Origin of the sequence: Lactiplantibacillus modestisalitolerans (genome assembly GCF_005405425.1) — a bacterium.
Classification (GTDB): Bacteria; Bacillota; Bacilli; order Lactobacillales; family Lactobacillaceae; genus Lactiplantibacillus; species Lactiplantibacillus modestisalitolerans.
The window spans coordinates 1-19,219 of the sequence record NZ_BJEA01000013.1 but is presented as its reverse complement, the minus strand read 5'-3'; the positions used below and the strand labels follow the sequence as shown (position 1 = coordinate 19,219).

Genomic DNA, 19,219 nt, shown 5'->3' with positions numbered 1-19,219 from the left:
CTATTACCGTTAGTTCATTTTCTAAAAGGCAGCCGTAAAGATTGTGTCACCAGCGGATCCATTGCAAAATTGACCTTCGTTAATTAATTTAATTATATATGCAAAAGTGTTATATTATGGAAGTATCTCAATTGTAAAGGGAGTCGAAGTATGCGCAATTATTTTGCAGAATTTTTAGGAACCTTTTTGTTAGTTTTCTTTGGGACCGGTACCGTTGTCATCGCTCAGGGCAACGTCTTAGCGATTGGTTTGGCCTTCGGGTTAGCCATTACCGTTTCGGCCTACGCCTTTGGGGGCATCTCGGGCGGTCACTTTAACCCGGCCGTGACGACCGCGATGTTAATCAACCGACGGATCGACGTCACTGATGCGGTTGGTTACATGGTCGCTCAAATTTTAGGCGCCATCGTAGCCTCAGCCGCAATCCGCACGTTCGTTAGTGCGCTTAAGCTAGCGCCCCACGCTCTCGGTCAAACTGATTTTCCCAAAATCGGGGCCGGGATGGCCTTCTTTGTCGAAGCATTAGTTACGTTCCTGTTCCTTCTCGTCATTTTAAACGTGACGAGTCGCGACCACGGAAACGCGGACTTTGCTGGTTTAACCATCGGCTTAACGCTGGCCTTTCTCATTATCGTGGCCTTAAACTTGACCGGTGGTTCGTTGAACCCGGCCCGGTCAATTGGCCCGGCCATCTTTGCTGGTGGGAGCGCCCTTACCCACCTCTGGGTTTACATCTTGGCACCCGAAGTTGGTGCGATTTTAGCTGCCTTTTGTTCCCGGGCCTTAGGTTCTGAGGACTAGCAACCATTCCAATTTGGAGTACACGTTTTAACGATATAATACTCGAAGATACACAAGAGACTGTGACTAATGTCATGGCCTCCTTTTTTATAGTTTTGAATTATCAAATCATAATTAATAATCAAAATGCAATTATCATTTCTATATAACCAAATACCATAATTATTTATATTTGTTTTCACTATGACGATGCGTAATTATCAGGGCTAGTTAATTGTATACAACCGATAATCCTTGTATTCACGCCAATTACGACCTTTTTATTATTAAATAAACGTTGGATTTCTTTTCATGAAAATATAAGTATCTTTTCCATGAAAAAAGCCGTATACTAGCAATGAATTATTAATCTATCAATTGATTATTAGGAGTGAATTATGACAAACATTGGAATCGTTATTCCGGCCCTCAACCCGGACGAACGGTTAATTCAATTAATTAAAGAACTAGCCCAAACACCACTTAAAACGGCCCCCATCGTGATTGTTGACGATGGTAGCGACGCCGCACACCAACCCTACTTCAACCAATTAATCCATTTAACCCCCGCCCTGACGATCTTGCACCATGCCGCTAATCGCGGTAAAGGGGCGGCCCTAAAAACCGCTTTTACCTATTTACAAACGAACGCTCCGGACTTAACCGGGATTGCCACCCTTGACGCCGACGGTCAACACACCGTCGGCGCTTTACACGCCTGCGTGGAAAAATTCGCACAAACGCCAACCGCCTTAGTGCTCGGTGTCCGGCAATTTACCACGGCCATTCCGTGGCGGAGTCAATTCGGGAACCGCGTTACTCGGACCCTGACACGGTTGGTGACCCGGCAGCATATCTCCGACACGCAAACCGGGCTACGAATTATTCCCCAAGCGTACTTAGCACCGCTATGTCAATTGCCCGGCGAACGTTTTGAATATGAATTCAACATGCTCTTACGGGCGCGTCACTACCACGTTCAGATTGTTGAACAGCCGATTCCAACCATTTACATCGACGGGAACCGCTCGTCGCACTTCCGAGTCGTGCGCGATTCCATCGCCATTTACGCCCAATTTATTAAGTTTACGATGAGCGACTTACTCAGTTTCTGCGTCGACATCGCCTGCTTTCAGCTCACGCTTGTACTCCTTGGTCAGCATGATTTAACAAATATTTTGGTTGCGACCATTAGTTCCCGGTTATTGTCCGGCATCGTTAACTACGGCCTGAATCGCCAAGTCGTCTTTAACGGCGCCGGTCGGCAAACCTTAATCAAATACGCCGCCCTGTTCTGCGTGCAAATGATTGCGTCGGGACTGCTAACCGATGGCGTGACCGCGCTGTTCGGCCCGAACAGTCCGGCAGTCGTACCGTTGATTGCCAAAATGGCAGTTGATCTGGGCCTCTTCCTGGTGAGTTACCAGGTGCAACGCCGCTTAATTTTCAAAAAGGACCCTCAATATGACCATTACCCGCTTTAAAAAAATTGTCTATATTTTAGCGATTGCGCTGTCGGTGATTTACTTAGTCTGGCGCGTCGGCTTCACCATCCCTTGGCACACCTCGCTGTTTGCGCTGATCTTCGCGCTGTTATTGGTTGCAGTGAACTCGTGTCCAACCTGACTGCGTTTATCCTGATTTTCTTCCGGCTACTGGCACGTAAAAATCAGGTCCACTTGCAAGTGCCCGCGTTAACGACTGCTCAACCGCTCCCCGCCGTAGACTTGATCATCGTGACCCATAATGAGGACGTTGACCTGCTGCGCAAGACCGTTAATGCCGCCACGTTCATTGATTATCCCGACAAACGCAAGCTCAACGTCGTAATTGCGGACGATTTAAACCGCCCGGAGGTCCGGGCGCTGGCGCGGCAGTACCACGTCCAATACATTGGTATGGAAGGCAACCAGCACGCCAAGTCCGGTAACATTAACCACGCCCTCGAGCACCTCTCCGCACCATTGTTTGCCATTTTCGATACCGACATGATCCCCTTCACGGGCTTTTTGACCGACACCGTGCCGCTCTTCCAGCAAAACCGCCAGTTACGGGCCGAAGCCGCGGCCAAACACCAACCACCCGTTAAACAACTGGGCTTCGTGCAGACCCCGCAAAGTTTTTACAACGCCGATATTTTTCAATTTAACTTGTTTTCCGAAAAAATCGTCCCCAACGAACAGGACTTCTTTTCACGCGACGTCAACGTTTTAAACGGCAGTAACGAAACCGCCCTGTTTACCGGTTCAAACGCGCTATTTTCACGTGCGGCCGTGGATGCCGTCGGGGGCTTTCCGACCAATACGTTGACCGAAGACTTTCAATTAGGCTCCGAAATCAACATGGCCGGCTATACCAGCCTAGCGACTTCCAAACCGCAGTCCAGCGGGATTACGCCCATCGATTTAAAAGGCGTCATCAAGCAACGTAAGCGCTGGGCCCGCGGGGTCATCCGGAGTTGCCGTAATTTGCACATTTTCATTAACCCGAAGCTGTCGTTTAAAAACCGGCTGATCTTAATTAACTCGTACTTATACTGGTGGTCATTTTTACGGCGCATCATTTACATGATCGCCCCCATCCTTTACGCGCTTTTTAAGGTTCAAGTCGTCAATGCCAACTTTTGGATTCTGATGATTATTTGGGCGCCGGGTTACTTCCTGTTGCACTACGTCTTGAAGGATACTTCCGATTCAATTCGCAACGAGCGCTGGGGTGAAATTCAGGAAACCTTCTTCGCCCCGTACCTGTTTTTACCGGTGATTTTAGAAACCCTCGGCATTCGGGCGAAGAAGTTCAAGGTCACCGACAAGCACGTCACGTTCTCGCTAATCGATAAGCTGTACATCATTCCCTACTTCCTATTTTGGCTCGTCACGTTAATTGCCATTATTAAGTTTAATTACGGTAAATTCGGCTCCGAAATTTTAATTGGGAGCGTAATTACGTTCTGGTTATTGATGCACTTTATCAACCTCAGCTTTTGCCTGTTCATCGCAATGGGGCGCCCGGTTTACCGCAAAACGGAGCGCTTTTCAAGGCAAGTCAACGGCCAACTCTGGGTAAAAAATGGTTGGCAACCGCTCACGACCTTGGATACGTCCGAAGGCGGACTCTCGTTTTCACTGACCAATCCGACCGACCTGCATCCCGGGCAAACTTTACGCTTGCGGTTAACCCCGCCGCAGTCCGCACCAATCGCTTTAACGGGCGAACTGATGCGCGTTAGTGACGCGGACACTAAGCCGGTCTACAGCTTGCAAGTCCAATTACCCGATAGGGAAAACGAGGACCGTTACTTACATTTAATTTACAACGGCTTCAACGACGCCCTCCCACAACAACAAGACACGTGGGTAACGCCCTTCGACGAACTTTACACCAACGTCATGATGCGGCTCGAGAAGTGGGAACGCCAGTTAAGTCGTTTGACTCGGTTCTAAAGGAGGACTGCAATGCATTGGTTAGGTTTATTAGCATTAGTGCTCGCCTTAATTGGCTATAACGGTAGCCTACGTTACCTCGGCGTTAGCCCCTACCTCGCCTGGATCACGGCCATCGCGTGGCAAATCATCTGGCTATACGTTTTTGCCATGCTAGGCGCGCTTCGTTGGGGGATTCTCATCGTGACTGGCGGCGGGGTCGGTCTGTTTATCATCCGCACGGTTGCCAGCTTCTTCGGCTACGGTCGTCTGCAATTTGAAGGTTTTCACCTATTCGATTTCTGGATGGTCGGCTTAGGGCTGGCGATGGGGAACGTACTGTACCACAGTCCCCTAATTCACTACGATAACTTTTCGCACTGGGCAACCATGGTCAAGTTTATGACCTTTGAAGGCCGGTTACCCGGCGTGCACGATACGATTATTCAATTTACGTCGTACCCGCCCGCGACCGCGCTGTGGCTGACCCAGTGGGCGACCCTCGTCGGCTTTAACGATGGCGTTTTACTGGTCGTTCAATTTATTTTGATTTGGGCGGCCGTTTACTCAGTATTTGCGCTGTTGCGCGACCGCTCGCGGGCGCTCCTGTCATTAACGCTCTGCTTTACGATTGCGTTATCATTCGTTTTTAACATTGCGATTCGGCTGAACAACTTACTGGTCGACTACGTGCTGCCGCTCCTAACGGTGGCCGCCCTCGTCGGTATCTTCGTTTATCGGCGGCGCCCCGCCCTGCTACTCGGGCACACCACCCTCTTCATCGCCGTTTTACTGCTCGTTAAAAATTCGGCCGCGTTCTACGTCGCGTTAATTGCCGGCGCCCTGCTCGTCACCCTCATTCGCCATTCAACTGCGCACACTAGGTGGCGGCGGGTCCTCAACGGCACGGCCAGTTGGCTAGGCGTCGTCCTCGTTGGTGCGGCCCCGTTCTTCTGGTGGAATCGCCACGTTAAGCAGACGTTTCCGGTCTCAAAGCACGAAATCAGCGCCCAAGCGTACGCCCACCAGCTCACAACTGATGGTCCTGATAAGTTACTGAAGATTGGCCGGCACATGTTGCAGCAACTCAATTGGACGTCGCTCTCCTTTGAAGGCATCTTGCTCATTAATGCGGTGCTGATCATCACGTGGATGGTGCTGCGGCTCTTTGCCGCCAACCGGACTAACTTGTTGAAGGTGGCGCTTGGCTTGGACCTGATGTTTGTCGGCTACTTTGCGAGTCTCTACGGGATGTACGGGCTGTCGATGCCTTACTTGGAGGCGATGCACCTGGACGGTTATGAGCGTTACATGTCGAGCATTGTAATTTTAGGGTTGTTTTTGGCGGCGATGGCGTTCGTGCGGGCGTTGGATCGCAGCCTTTTTGAACAAAGAATCGCGAAACGCGACCTACGGAGTTTTGCGTCGATGTTTACGAAGAACCTCTATCAAATGAGTACTTTTATCCTGATGATTTTTGCAATTATTTTGATGTTGTCGGAAATTAACGGAACACAGTTTACGAACCGCTACAACCGGGAGACGGTGCCGCGGCAGTTGGCGCGGATTGCGAAGCCGGTCGACCATTATAATCATACGAAGATTTTGGTGGTCGATCCGCATGCGGGGGACGTGGATGATTATTACGTGGGGTTTGTGGCGCATTATTATTTCTTCACGGACCGCGCGGATGGGCAGGAAAACTTCATGGAGTCGCCGGCGCAGTTTAGGAAACAGATTCAGCGGTACCAGTACGTGGCGATTCCGGAGTACCACCATACGTTCACGGTGATGATGCAACACGCGTACCACCAGAAGGGCATCCGAACGGGAATGTATCGGGTGGTGAGTGGAGGATTGAAAAGAGTGTGAAAAAGAGTGTGAAACCAAGCGGGTTGACCTTGAGCATTGCCTAGCTAAGGCGTTATCGCCCGGGTTTGGCGATGGCGACTTAGCGTAGCAAGCACAGAGGTCAGCTTGGTTGAACACGTTTCGGCTATCTCGCAGAGAAGCGCCCAGCATTGCCTAGCTAAGCAGTTATCGCGGTCTTGGCGATGGCTGATTAGCGTAGCAAGCGCAGATGCCAGCTGGCCCGAACACGTTTCGACTATCTCGCAGGAAAGCACCAAACTGAGCATTGCCTAGCTAAGGCGTTATCGCCCGGGTTTGGCGATGGCGACTTAGCGTAGCAAGCGCAGAGGTCAGCTTGGTTGAGCACGTTTAGAGTGTGAGGGCCGACGGGTTGATGCCTGCGCCTACTACGATAAGGGCATGATGCCGGGGTTTGGCATTGTGACCTTATCGTAGTAGGCGCAGGCATCAGTCGGCCCAAGCACGTTTCAATAAAATCATTCACCACCAAAAAGCAGCGTGCTTATTAAGGGCACGCCGCTTTTTACTGTGTAAAATACAAACTTTATAATAGTTAGTGTTAAAACGGGTCTATGATATTTGGTGTTGATTTACTAAGAAGGTTGCCAATTGTATTTTCAATCAGTTCGTTGTGACTAGCAAAATAGCAAGCAAGATTACGTTAAATTTGGTAACCGCTCTGCGGAATCAGCTTCATTAATTAAGACTTACTAGAGTAACCCGTGAGACTCAATATAAAAGCCAGTCTAGCCAGCAGCGGGTGTAACCATGGCTCAACTGCGAAATTATTCTTGGCCGGAAGTGGGCTGCTTCCGGCTTAGAATAAAGCTCAAATCGATGCCCGCAGTGTTCCAGCCACCCGGTTACACCCGCTGCTGGCGGCAACCTCAACACCAATTGGTATAGAACTAAAGTACATCCCCACTATTTCCGTCGCCACTGCTGATACCAGGTATGCAAAGTGCCAATCAACAGGCCCAAAATAACAACGACCGCGGTGACGTAGCCGAAAATCCCAATATTAGTGACCCAGCCGTTATCCGAATGACTTTGCACCAGTAATGATGACCCGACGATCAACGCCGCTAAAATCACCGCGAGCACGACTTTATTTACCATTTGGTCAATTCGATCCATAAACTGCTTGCGGTGTGAAAAGACCAAGTTGACGCGCGACTGACCGTTTTCATAGGTATCAAGTGCGGCCAGTAACCGGGATGGCAACTTGGGGGCGTCTCGTAGTCCTTGTAACGTCGCCAGTAAGCCGTCCTCCAACTCGTTGCGTAAATTTAAGTGCTCCCGCATGTACTTACGGGCAAACGGTCGGGCGACGTCCAGCATTGAGAGGCTCGGATCCAGGGTTTCAACGATACCCTCAATCGTGCTAAAAGCCTTCCCGAGCATCGTGACCGCCGGATTCATTTGAATATTATTACTCCGGCAAACTTTGATCATTTCAAACAATAAGCCCTGAAAGTCAATATCACCAAGGCCGGAGTTATAGTACTGCCCAAGAAACGGCGCTAACTCGCTGAAAAAGGCCTCTTCATCGACCGGGCCGGTCCGGTTAGAAATCGCGAGGATGGCCTTCCCGACTTGGCGGGTATCCTCGGTCGTTACCGCGATAACGACGTTTGCAATCCCCGCCATTAAGGCCGGGCTAATTGTACCCATCATTCCAAAATCGAGGTATACCAAGCGGTAAGGCGGTAATTTTCGCTGACCGACCTTCCCTAAATGTTTCGGCACCGTATCATCGTAGCCAATGTCACCCGGCTTTAATTCGCGTAACAATATGTTGCCGGGGTGCGGGTCAGCGTGGAAAAAGCCGTCTTCAAACACCTGCTTTAAAAAGCTCCGAACCAGCGTATTTGCCAGGTACTGCCGCTCAGCATCGTACTGGTGATCATCATCCTGGTCAGCTTGGCGAACCGTCGCCATAAAGTGCTGAATACTCTTACCGCGCATGTACTGGTTAACTAACACCTTTTGGGTGCTATAAGTTGCGTAGACGCGCGGCACCCGGATAATGTCGTCACCGTTATTCAGGCGGTAAAAGCGCGTCCCGTTTTTCACTTCAATACTCGTGTCAAGTTCGTTGAATAGCGAGCGCTTGATCTCCGCCACCATTTCGCCCAGGTCAACGACTGATGAATCTGGAATGTACTTTAATAACGGCAACGCCCGTTCAAATAATGAGATGTCCAGCGCTACTTCGGCGTCAATGCCGGGGTGTTGGACCTTAACGACCACTTTTTGACCATCCAGTAAAGTTGCGTGGTGCGTCTGCCCCATCGAGGCCGACGCAAACGGTTGCTCGTCAAAGCTAGCAAACATCGCGTTTAACGGTTTGCCCGTTTGACGTTCAATTGTCGCTTGAACGGTCGTAAAGGGATCCGCACGAACGTTATCCTGCAACTTTTTAAACTCGTTGGCAAATTCGGGTTTAACGATGTCCGTTCGGGACGATAAGATCTGCCCAATTTTAATAAAGGTGGGGCCGAGCGCCTCAAACGCAAGCCGGACTTGGTCCGGGTTCTTTTGCCGGGCGAGGTTACTTAGGACGTTATAGCGCCGCAACACGCTCACAATCGTTCGGAACCGCGTATGGCGATTTTGATTGACCTTCCATTGTTCCGGCTGGTCGGCTGTCGCAGTCTTCGTTATTTTCGGTTCAGTCAAATGACCCGCCTCCTTCGTGCTTTAACTAGTTAACGGTCTTGCGGTTACGCGTCTTTTTCACCGTCGTAATTACTTCCATTATCCAACTTTCACGGCCGTTCTGCACGAGCTTCCGCACTTTTTAACAAAAAAAGTTGACAAATCAAAATAACGGTTGTAAATTAAAGGCACATTAAAAAACGGTTAACAAACACGTTGATGAACACAGTAAGTTTGCTTGGCGATGCTTAGAGAATTCCGGCTTGGTGAAACGGAATCATGGCTGACAAACCGAAAATCAGTTCTGAGTGGCAGTGGCGATCAGTTCCAGTAGTTGCTGTTGGGTGCTCCCATTATCGAGCCCGGGTATCACGAGTGGCCGGCCACTCGCCGTACCTGTTAAGGCGGCCTCGTAGTAATACGGCCGTAAAGCCACGGTGGTAACGCGTTTTAAACGTCCTGGTTTCTGAACTTAATTCAGAAGCTGGGACGTTTTTTGTTTAACCAAACACAAGGGAGTTTTGTTAATGCTAGATAAAATCCAAAAACGTTCACTTACAAAACGGGATTACGTCACCCTCAGTTCCATGATTTTCGCGCTCTTCTTTGGCGCCGGCAATTTAATTTTCCCACTCCACCTAGGCCAACTCGCAGGTGGCCACTGGGGGATGGCGGCCGTGGGCTTTCTAGTTACCGCCGTATTACTGCCATTATTATCCGTTTTAGCCGTTTGTGTCACTAAATCCAAGGGCGTTTACGACATTGGCCGGCCACTAGGCGCGACGTTTGCGGTCGTCTTCATGGTTCTCATTCACTTTACGATTGGACCGTTCTTTGGGACGCCGCGGACGGCCACGGTTTCATTCACCGTTGGTTTAGCACCGTTCTTCCCGGCGAAGTACCAATCGCTAGCGTTACTCACCTTTTCAGCCGCCTTCTTCGGACTGGCCTACTACCTATCCGTCGAACAGAGTAAAATCATGGCGCGGGTCGGCAAACTACTTAACCCACTGTTCCTGTTACTACTCGTCGTGATCTTTACGGTTGCGTTTAGTAGTCCCTTAGCCCACGCTGGTAGCACGCCCGCCACGGCGGCTTACCAAGGTGCCGGTTTCGTCAACGGCTTCCTTCAAGGCTACAACACGATGGACGCCCTCGCTGGATTAGCCCTCGGGGTCACCATCGTTACGGCGGTCAAGTTTATGGGCCAAACCGACCCAAACAAAGCGGCCTGGGTCACGGCGCGTGCCGGGTTATTCTCAATGAGCTTTGAAGGCTTGATCTACGTCCTCTTAATCTTATTGGGTGCGCAGTCCCTCGGCATGTTTAAGCTGTCAGCTAATGGCGGGGTCGCCTTTAACCAGATCGTCAACCACTACATGGGCGGCGTCGGCCAAGCCATTCTAGCCGTTCTGATCATCACCACTTGTTTAACGACCGCGATTGGTCTGGTTGCCGCTTTCGCCCAAGATTTCCACAAACACTTTAAATTCTTAAGTTACAAAGCATGGCTGCGGATCACCTGCTTGGCTTCCTTTTTAACGGCTAACATCGGCTTAAACCAAATCATTGCTTGGTCAACGCCCGTTTTGATGTTCCTGTACCCACTTGCCATGGCCTTAATTTTCTTATCAATTTTGTCACCCCTCTTCCACAAGGCTAGCGTCGTCTATGTTTGGGTCGTTGTTTTCACGGTCGTTCCCGCCGTTTTCGACATGGTTGCGGCCTTCCCAACGGTCGTCAGTCAGAGTGCGTTCGGCTTAGCCATGGCGCACGTGCAAAGCTACCTACCACTGGCTTCAAGTGGAATGGACTGGTTAGTTCCCGCCCTAGTGGGAGCGGTCTTTGGTACCGTTCACTACCTCGTTTTACAACGGGGAAAAGCGGGCGCAACCGCGAACCTCGAGATGCCAACGAAGCGTTAAATCACCAACATTCATAAGTAAAAGTAGCCGCGAGTGTGTCAAAAACCAGCTGACTTTTGGCGCACGTTTCGGCTATTAACATGATCCGCCAACAAAAAACGGCCCCAACCATTTTCATCGTGGTTGGGGCCGTTTTCGTTTTTAACTATAAGTATTATGGATTAACAACCGTGGCAACGCCCGCTTCCAACGGAACGCTATGGCCGGCGTACTTAACCGTCCCACCAGCCCGACTGGCCGTGACAACTAGGCGGTCACCATCTTTTTCAAGTTTGACCGTCCCGTCCTTGATTGGCATAACCGTCGTTAATTGGTTAAATTCATCCAAGTGCGGAGCCACTTCAAAGCTAGCGTAGCCGGGAGCCGTTGGTTTAAGGCCGACAAAGTACCGTCCTAACAAGTAGATGGGACTAGCACCCCAACCGTGGCACAGGCTCTTACCGTACGGATCACCGTACATCGCGTACATTTCCTTACCGGTCTGTTGCGGATCAAATTCTTCCCAGAACGTAACGGCGCCGCGGTCCAACATGCCACCCCAGTAATCGAGGAGGACTTGATAGACCCGTTTTTGTTCGCCTAACTTGCAGAGGGCGTCCTGTTCGAAAAACTTAAAGTACGGCGTCGTGATTTGCGTAATTGCGTCGTTTAACAGAACGTTCTTGAGAATCGATTGCTGCTTAGCGGCGTCCACGACGTCAAACAGGATGGCAAAAATGTTGGCGTGGCGCGTCACATGGCGCTTACCAGACTCATAACTGTCAATGAAGGCACCCTTGTCAGCGTCCCAGAAGTAGGTCATCAAGTTCTTCTTAAGCACGTCGTAACGGCGTTGATAGTCACTAACGTCCTTGCCCATCACCCGACCACAAGTCATCATCGTCTTGTAGTCTTCCAGTAAGAGAATCTGTTCGGCCGCAACCGTTCCGTCACGGTCAATTTCGGACCAGTCGACGAAAATCCAGTCGTTTTTACGGCCGTAAATGAAGCCCAGGTCGTTCGTTTGCCGAATAAAGTACCGAACCATACTTTCCAATTTCGGGTAAATAATTTCCAAGAACTCCCGGTCGCCGGTCATCTGGTAGTGGTTCAAAACGCCGATTACCCACAGCATCGAGTAGTCAACGATGGTATTCATATGCTGCTTGATATCATCTTGACCGCGCAACGCCAGCAGGGTCCGCTTATCCACGTCTTCATCAAAGAACGAGTATTGATTGATCAAGTTTTCCTGATAGGCGTCGCCGGCCCAGATCCAACGGTCGCGCTTGATGCCGTCAATGAAGAATACGTCGCTGCAGAGGTTGAGCGTCTCGGTCGAAACGTTCCAAATCTGATTGATGATTGAATTATCCGACTTGAACGTCGAACGATTGGGCTTGGGCACGAATTCGTGGATAGCGGTTAATTGGACCGTTTTTGGCGCCACGTCCGGGATAAAAATGTACCGAAACGCCCGCTTACGAACCGGCGTCTGACTATCAACGTCGGTTTGCTTGTAATAACACATGGCCACGTCTTCCGCCTCGGTCGCCGATTCACCATAGCACAACGTGACGGCGTGGGGCGTTTGAACTTGAACCTGACCATTAACCGCCCGCCCAAAGTCGTACAGAGTGCCACCATTAACGGCGGTTTCCGTCTGCGGTTTAACCGCTTGCTTGTGGTATTCGATCACGTTGGGGTCCTGATCTGGTCGAGTAAATAACGGGTCGTGACCGGCTGGAAGCGTCGTGACAAAGTTGCTAGCTTGCCAGCCCTGGTCAGATTTAATAACCGGGCCGTCAATGTAAATTGCAGGCAGTCCTTGAACGCTTCCCACCATGACTTTAATCGTGACGGGCCCCGCTGGACACTCGATTGGTTCTTCGAGCCGGTACTTACGATCGTTAACGTCCACGTAACCAGTCCCGGTGGTGTGAACCGTAAAGGTCGTTGCGGCATCTAAATCGTACTGCCGTTCAAAGTTGACGTTGCGGTTACAATCGTCAATGTACCAATAGGCCGGCCAGCCCATGCCCCGTTCTTCCCGTTTGAAATTTTGAAGCATCCCGTGGTGGATTTCAAAATCGCCGGGATACCATAACCATACTGCTTCGTTTTGCATAAGGGACTCCTTTCTATTTCACTAAGTACTTATCGATTAGATAAACTGGCGTACAACTCCAGGCGTGACAGTAGCTGTTTAAAATCGGGCTACCGTACGGGGAGTAGTCGGGGTGGTTCGGGTCAAAGGCTTCCCAATACGTATCGGCCCCTAATCGAATCATCTTACCCCAGTAATTTTTCATTAACGCAATGGCATCATCCGTTAACCCCGCTTCAAAGAGCGCCGCGGTCACGTGATGGTACATGTACGGCGTCGCGATTCCCGTAATCGGGAAAAGCTGGTGGACAGTCGTTTGCATCACGCGTTGACGCTCCGCTGGGGATAACACGTGTGCCAAGGTCATCCACACCTGACTCGCAACGTTCACTTCACGGTTAGGCCCCGAAACAAACAGCCCCTGGTCCGCGTCAAATAGCTTCGTTTTCGCGAACGCTACTAAAGCTGCTAATTGGCTTTGATACGTCGCTAAATCCGGGTCCGCTTGTTGTTTCGCCAACTGGATGAACTGCTTCAAAACGTAGATTATCACGGCTTGCCCGGCAGTGGCCTTATCAAAATCATTTGACCAGTCGATAAAGACCGGGTTATCCTCCGTCAACTGCAATTCACCAGCAACGCTAACTTGCTTCAACGCGACGTCCATCTGCCGCTTCGCTACCGGATACAAATCCTGCATCACTTCCGCGTCCGCTTGGAAAGCCTGATAATCAGCTAAAATCGAAATAAAGAACAAACTGTAATCAAACAAGAAGGTGTCGTCCGGTGTGGCTTGCGGTTTCGTGAACACGTTAGCTGGTACCCGGCCATCTTCAGCCGGCATCGCCCCGAACAAGTACAAACACCGCTTAACCAGCGCCGTGTTTTTAAACGTCGCGTAATCGGCCAGCGCCTGCAAACGTAAGTCGCCAATCCATAACCGCCGGTCGCGTTTGGGGCCATCTTCAAACACGTCTTGCATGCAGTCCGCCAACGTTTTCACACCGACCTGATAGATTTTTTTCAATTCCGGGTCAGCCAACTTCGGCACGCTGACCGCCTGCGGGTTGGCCGAACTAACCGTCGTCACGACTGGCTCACTAAAGACCGCCTGCCACTTTGGCGACGTATCGATAACCGTTAGCTCGACATAGCGAAAGCTGTAGCGCCGCGGGAGCGCTAGGGTCGCGGGGAGCGTATCCAAATGAACCGTTTCTTCCTGAATCCACGACTTACTCAACCAACCATCGTAGTCCGCGCTATTTCGCGCCAGTTCGGCCGGCATTTCCGCAAATTTCAACTTTAAGCTTAACGGCGCGTCCATTGGCGAACCGACCGAGTCAATTTGAATACTAAATTGCCCCACCTGATGGTCGCCAAAGTCCAAAATAAGCTTACCGTCCCGTTTCAGCGGTTGCTCAGCGAGCGCACTTGCTGGCGCAACGGCTTCGACGCCCCAGCCTTCCAACTGATCAGCTTGCTTCACCAATTTCACCAGCGTTTGCGGTTTAACTTGTTGGTGGTGCAAGGTCGGCCGGTTGTGGTTCGCCTTCGCTAATAATTGTTGATCGTGCTTAAAGTGCACGTCGTCGTTAATTTGAAAAGTAAATGCCATGCCTAATCCTCACTTTCTAAACTTCACGTTAAAACTTCGTAATCCCGTGCTTCTTTTCCAAGTGCATCATCGTCACTCCGGCAACAAAACTGATAAAGACGATGCCGGCAAAACCAAACATCGTGTTACGAATCGCGGAAGGAACCACCAGCGCAGGCGTGATGAAGGCAAATAGTCCACAGCAAATCCGAGAAAAGCCGTTAATAAAGCCTTGAACGGATGCCCGCACTTCAACTGGAAAGGCTTCTTGCGTCCAAACTTTATACATCGCTTCACCGGCAATGTTGTTCCCAACGTTGTAGCAGCCAATGGCAATGACAATTGGCCAGAGCGCGTGGCTGCTCATGGCTAACCCAATCATGGCTAAGAACTGAACGGTAATCCCGACCAAGAAGAAACGGTTCCGGTTCTTTCCGCCGGCAACCGACGCAAACGCAATCGTCGCTAATAGCGAAATAAAGTTCAAAATAATCCCGGCCCCGGTAGCGAAACTTTGACTAGCGTGGGCTTGAACTAACGTAAAGGTTTGGAATTGACCAAACGTGTTCGCTAACAAGTTCCAGCAAACGTAGAAAATAATGATACTGAAGAAGAACCCGAGGAAGCGTTGTTTGTTGTCACCCGTAAAGACGGTCTTGATCGAAACTTTTTCAGTCGTGTGGGCTTCTTGTTCGCGGTTAATTCGCCGCCGTTCCCCTTCTTCGTGGAACGTTTGGAACTTCTTGGAAAAGGTCCGCCATGCCCAGGTAATCAGGGCAAAGACCGCTAAAATCGTGAAAACGACCCGGGCACCCGTGGCACCGGCCATCTTTGAAACAACGAACGCACAAATGTAAGACATGAAGACCCCAATTTGCCAGAAAATTTGGGTTGACGAAACTAGGCTCGCCGAAGTCGTCTCGTCCGGTGCATCGTGCGAAACCACGGTTAGACTAATTGGCAGGTCAGCCCCCGATGCAAAGCCCGTTACAATCACCCCAACCAGTAACATCGCGTAGCCACTCGCGAAAACGCAAATTAACGCCCCGATGGCATAAATTAAGTTCAACCAGTTAAAAGATTTAACTAGACCAAAGGACTTTGAAATTTGTCCTGCGAATAAAGAGCCAAATGCAATCGCAAAGGTTAAGGCCCCTGAAATCACCCCAACTTGGGCGTTTGTTAACCCTAAACCAGTTTGCCAAACCGTAATGGTTGCGGATAAACCAACAATAATACCAGAACCTAGAATTGAACCAATTCCGGCGGCAACGGCTAATGGGCGGTACTTCTTAACTAATGATGATGACGTTTCACCGTTATTCATTTAAATAACCTCCTTTTAATTTACACTGTCATTGTAAGCGATTGCTGGAAGGGCTACCATATCCAGACTACATGGAAACCATTGCAAAATCACAGATTGCTGTTAAACTAAAACTCAAAAACGGAGGTGCTTTTTATGAGTAATCCATGGCTTGATCAACACCTATTTGCGCTTAACTCAGTCGAACAAATGCAGCGGGCATCGCACGGTAACGTGAATTATATGGACCTAGACTACATTCATAATCCAATTCCCCAAATGCCGCGGTCGGACTTCTTCAAGGACGGCGATTTAGCTGTCACTAAAAACAGCCGCTTTTCGTACGTTCCCGCCCACACCCATAGTTTCATCGAATTAAATTACATGTATTCTGGGACTTGTACGCAGTACATCAACGGTGAACAGGTCACGCTCCATAAGCATAATCTGATTTTGATGGACAAGGACATCGTGCAACAAATTGAATCGACCGGTGAACACGACCTGCTGATGAATATTCTCGTTAAGGACGATTCGGCAATGAACCGCTTATTCGATTACATGCCGGTCGAAACCAATCAAATTACGGAGTTTCTATACAACGCCTCACAAATTAACACGTTGCATAACAACTTTATTTTGTTCGACCTGACCGACCGCCACGTGGCAATCAACCTCGTAGAAAGTCTCATCATGAAGGGGCTAACTCACGACCGCCTCCGCAACCGTTCGATGGGGCTTTTATTTTCGGCGTTGATTTTAGAGCTCTCCCAATCTATCGAGCAGGAATACATTAACTTCGCGAACAATAACGATCACCACCTGCTCCCAATTATCGAGTACATCAATCAAAACTTTGCGTCGGTTTCGCTGGCCGCGGTTAGTGCGAAGTTCAACTACAACACGAACTACTTAGGTAATAAGCTCAAAAACGCGACCGGCAAGACTTTCAAGGAATTGGTCGACCAGCGGCGCTTATCGGCCGCCCAAAACTTGATGATCAAAACCAACTGCACGCTCCCGGAAATTTGCGCCGTCGTTGGCTACGAAAACACGTCTTCGCTGTTCCGATTATTCAAGAAGCACCTCCACACGACCCCCTCCGCCTATAAGCGGAAAGTTAGTGGGAAGAATGCGTGAAAGTAGCAGCATTACGCTAAAGGGACTTACCAGCTAAGCTTTGCATTTGGGGAAAGCGGCCCCAACTAATATGAACTAGCGGTTATGATGGATAATCACGGCCAACGCAACGGCTCTGGCTTTTTCATTCACGTCCGCAATCAGTGGGCCACTGCCGGGTGCGTTTCCATTAATTTAAACGAAATGCGTACTTTACTAAGCCGGTTAGGCACTCAGGCTTACGTCATTAACGTTCAAAATCTTAATCAACTTCGCAACTATTAATTCGAGCTCGTTTCACCTATTCGACATTTAGAGATGTAAAAGCGGCTGTGGCACCCGTCACAGCCGCTTTTGTGTCAAAAAAAGTGCCGGGCGCATCGGCACCAAGCACTTTGATGATTCAACTATCGTAATTTACAATCCTAACATGTCTTTAACATAAGGAAGGGTTTCCCTATAAGTCTTGTCATTAATCCGATTAACCACGCTACCGTTACGAGACACAAAGTCAAAGTTTTGTAACTGCCATAATGCGATAAAGCCCTTAACACCATCTTAGGGGCCACCGGCTAAAAGAATTGGAAAATACTGGGGATTATTCATGTATCGCTGTACTGTCGTAATTGGCATGGCTAGTATCATTCCCGTCGCCCGTGTATAACTATCAGAACTCATAACCACCATATAGCGTCTAACGTTACCAGCACTAGGTGCATGTCCGCCGTATTCTTTACCAGAATGTGGTTCACCATCCACTACGATAACATCCTTCTGCACTGGAAATTTTATTCTTCTAGTCGTTCCTTTCCGACCGGATTCAATGGTTGTAATTCAGGGTCTTCTGTTAAGTCTTTTTGGTAGTCATACCGTAGCCAATCCGAGTTATCAAAAATATTCTTTTTGGTTGTTGGCTGATAAATAATAGAACCATCCGATCGTTTATCAACAGAATACTGACGACCAACTTCATTTTTTAAGTCAGCAGGAGCCGTTAAAACAAGGCTGTTGCCAGATTTCCTCAATGTCACCAGCTTGCTCATAAGTTACCACCCTTTCTTACGTTTACAGCTATAATCTATATGTAAATACATACGTATATACTAAACGGGCATGTATTAAAAACGCCTGGTTCGCCATCAGCTACAAGCGAACGCGCACCATTACATGTCAATTCACTCCAATCAAAATTTTTAATTAATTAATGGCGGAAATCCAGTGACTTTAGTCATTGGATGGATAGCCACGCCTTTGATTGTATTTCTGGTCGTTGATGTATTTCTCCACCACGCTTTTACTCATGTTTCCTAGTGATCCTATGTAATAACTTGGCGACCATAAGTGACCACCCCAATACTGGTCTTTTCTTATTTCAGGATGAGCTTTCAAAAACAAGAAAGCACTTCTTCCCTTGAGTGCCTTGATCACGTCAACCGCTGACTTTCTTGGTGGAAATGAAATCAACAAGTGCACGTGATCTGGCATTACTGCCATTTTTTCTATAGTGATATCATTAGTTTGTGCAATATCAGCTAGTAGCGCTTTCATCTCTGACGATAATTCTTCATTTACAAACGTTTGGTTACGATATTTCGTGCACCAGATAAGATGAAAATGTAAGTTGTAAACATATCTTTTTGTGTATATTGCATCATTTATTTTGTTAGTCATTGTCTTTTACTGTTATCTTCTTTGTACCAAAGTATATCAATTCTAATTATAGATACATTGTAATATAATGTAAACATAGTGAAGAGGTGAAATAATGAAGACAATGGCACAGTTGGAATACCACTATGGATTGAAGATCAGAGTGTATCCAAATTATGAACAAAAACGTATGATCAAAGTAAATTCAGATGCAAGCAGGTTCGTATACAATCAAATGGTCGGCATCGATCAAGAGATATATAGGCTTTCAAAGGTTAAAATTCCGATAGACTTGGTAATTCAAAGGATTGCACAGTTGCAACAGCGTAAAAATTCTCGTCAATTATCCAATCATTTTCAATTCTTGAATGATAAATCGATCGATAGCTTAACAAAAGCCAATGCCATCCAGAATTACCAAAAAGCCTGGAGGCAATTTAGAAAAGTGCATCGTTCAGGTACACCTAAGTTTCATAAGAAAAATTACTGTGAAAAATATCAAACTAATTGCCAATACCCAAAACAAAAGCAAGCTTTCTTAAACAATGGCACAGTTAGGTTTTTGGATAAAGCCCACGTTGTACTTCCAAAAATTGGACGATTAAGAGTTTCAGGATCACATAATGAAATATTAAATCGTCCTGGCGAAACTCGCATTGGGACTGTAACTGTCTTCAAAGATAACCTAGATCGATACTTCGTATCCATGCAGCTTGCATCTGATAACGCATTTGTAAAGATACCAGAGAAAACTGGTAAGCAAGTGGGTATCGATCTTAATACTGACAATTTTCTTACTGCCAG

The 19,219-nt window shown here is 48.6% G+C and carries 15 protein-coding genes and 1 other annotated feature; of the genes, 9 read left to right on the top strand and 6 right to left on the bottom strand.

The features are described from left to right. Positions 1 to 150 precede the first annotated feature (150 nt). From FFM79_RS08500 to FFM79_RS08485, 5 genes are all read left to right on the top strand, one after another. Positions 151 to 801, top strand: coding sequence for an MIP/aquaporin family protein (locus tag FFM79_RS08500; protein ID WP_137643048.1), 651 nt, complete (start codon positions 151 to 153; stop codon positions 799 to 801). Positions 802 to 1,178: 377 nt separating this feature from the next. Further along, entirely contained in the window at positions 1,179 to 2,264 is a 1,086-nt protein-coding gene (locus tag FFM79_RS08495) for a bifunctional glycosyltransferase family 2/GtrA family protein (protein ID WP_137643047.1), read from the top strand. Continuing rightward, positions 2,245 to 2,406, top strand: a complete 162-nt coding sequence (locus tag FFM79_RS12760; protein ID WP_225424413.1) for a hypothetical protein — start codon at positions 2,245 to 2,247, stop codon at positions 2,404 to 2,406. The genes FFM79_RS08495 and FFM79_RS12760 overlap by 20 nt, the downstream gene beginning before the upstream one ends. Further along, positions 2,394 to 4,223, top strand: a complete 1,830-nt coding sequence (locus FFM79_RS08490) for a glycosyltransferase family 2 protein (protein ID WP_225424412.1) — start codon at positions 2,394 to 2,396, stop codon at positions 4,221 to 4,223. Before FFM79_RS12760 ends, FFM79_RS08490 begins: the two co-directional genes overlap by 13 nt. 12 nt (positions 4,224 to 4,235) lie before the next feature. After that, positions 4,236 to 6,074 carry a glycosyltransferase family protein gene (locus tag FFM79_RS08485; RefSeq protein WP_137643046.1) on the top strand — a complete coding sequence of 613 codons (1,839 nt, stop codon included), beginning with the start codon at positions 4,236 to 4,238 and terminating at the stop codon, positions 6,072 to 6,074. 924 nt (positions 6,075 to 6,998) lie between these two features. Here FFM79_RS08485 and FFM79_RS08480 read toward each other — a convergent pair. Beyond that, the gene (locus FFM79_RS08480; RefSeq protein WP_225424411.1) at positions 6,999 to 8,756 is read right to left on the bottom strand and encodes an ABC1 kinase family protein; all 1,758 of its coding nucleotides are present in this window, start codon (positions 8,754 to 8,756) and stop codon (positions 6,999 to 7,001) included. Between the two features lie 186 nt (positions 8,757 to 8,942). Then, positions 8,943 to 9,200, top strand: a binding site (T-box leader). Between the two features lie 62 nt (positions 9,201 to 9,262). Here FFM79_RS08480 and brnQ point away from each other — a divergent pair. Continuing rightward, positions 9,263 to 10,660, top strand: a complete 1,398-nt coding sequence (gene brnQ / locus FFM79_RS08475; RefSeq protein WP_137643045.1) for a branched-chain amino acid transport system II carrier protein — start codon at positions 9,263 to 9,265, stop codon at positions 10,658 to 10,660. 154 nt (positions 10,661 to 10,814) lie between these two features. Here brnQ and FFM79_RS08470 read toward each other — a convergent pair whose 3' ends face one another. Genes FFM79_RS08470 through FFM79_RS08460 form a run of 3 tightly spaced genes read right to left on the bottom strand, consistent with a single transcriptional unit; the run spans position 10,815 to position 15,667 of the window. Beyond that, positions 10,815 to 12,767, bottom strand: a complete 1,953-nt coding sequence (locus FFM79_RS08470) for an alpha-L-rhamnosidase-related protein (RefSeq protein WP_137643044.1) — start codon at positions 12,765 to 12,767, stop codon at positions 10,815 to 10,817. 13 nt (positions 12,768 to 12,780) lie between these two features. Continuing rightward, the gene (locus tag FFM79_RS08465) at positions 12,781 to 14,361 is read right to left on the bottom strand and encodes an alpha-L-rhamnosidase-related protein (RefSeq protein WP_137643043.1); all 1,581 of its coding nucleotides are present in this window, start codon (positions 14,359 to 14,361) and stop codon (positions 12,781 to 12,783) included. 28 nt (positions 14,362 to 14,389) lie between these two features. Then, complete coding sequence (locus FFM79_RS08460; protein ID WP_137643042.1) at positions 14,390 to 15,667, bottom strand: MFS transporter; 1,278 nt, start codon at positions 15,665 to 15,667, stop codon at positions 14,390 to 14,392. 135 nt (positions 15,668 to 15,802) lie between these two features. Between FFM79_RS08460 and FFM79_RS08455 the strand changes: the two genes are divergently transcribed. Together FFM79_RS08455 and FFM79_RS08450 are read left to right on the top strand one after the other, a co-directional pair. Beyond that, complete coding sequence (locus FFM79_RS08455) at positions 15,803 to 16,786, top strand: AraC family transcriptional regulator (protein WP_137643041.1); 984 nt, start codon at positions 15,803 to 15,805, stop codon at positions 16,784 to 16,786. 84 nt (positions 16,787 to 16,870) lie between these two features. Then, positions 16,871 to 17,050, top strand: coding sequence for a hypothetical protein (locus FFM79_RS08450; RefSeq protein WP_225424410.1), 180 nt, complete (start codon positions 16,871 to 16,873; stop codon positions 17,048 to 17,050). 503 nt (positions 17,051 to 17,553) lie between these two features. Here FFM79_RS08450 and FFM79_RS08440 read toward each other — a convergent pair. Next, positions 17,554 to 17,808 carry a hypothetical protein gene (locus FFM79_RS08440; RefSeq protein ID WP_137643040.1) on the bottom strand — a complete coding sequence of 85 codons (255 nt, stop codon included), beginning with the start codon at positions 17,806 to 17,808 and terminating at the stop codon, positions 17,554 to 17,556. A gap of 181 nt (positions 17,809 to 17,989) precedes the next feature. After that, complete coding sequence (gene tnpA / locus FFM79_RS08435; RefSeq protein WP_137643039.1) at positions 17,990 to 18,436, bottom strand: IS200/IS605 family transposase; 447 nt, start codon at positions 18,434 to 18,436, stop codon at positions 17,990 to 17,992. A 94-nt stretch (positions 18,437 to 18,530) separates the two neighbouring features. On the opposite strand from tnpA, the gene FFM79_RS08430 reads away from it, so the two are divergent. Next, the coding region (locus FFM79_RS08430) for an RNA-guided endonuclease TnpB family protein (RefSeq protein ID WP_170177425.1) at positions 18,531 to 19,219 on the top strand (689 nt) is incomplete at its 3' end.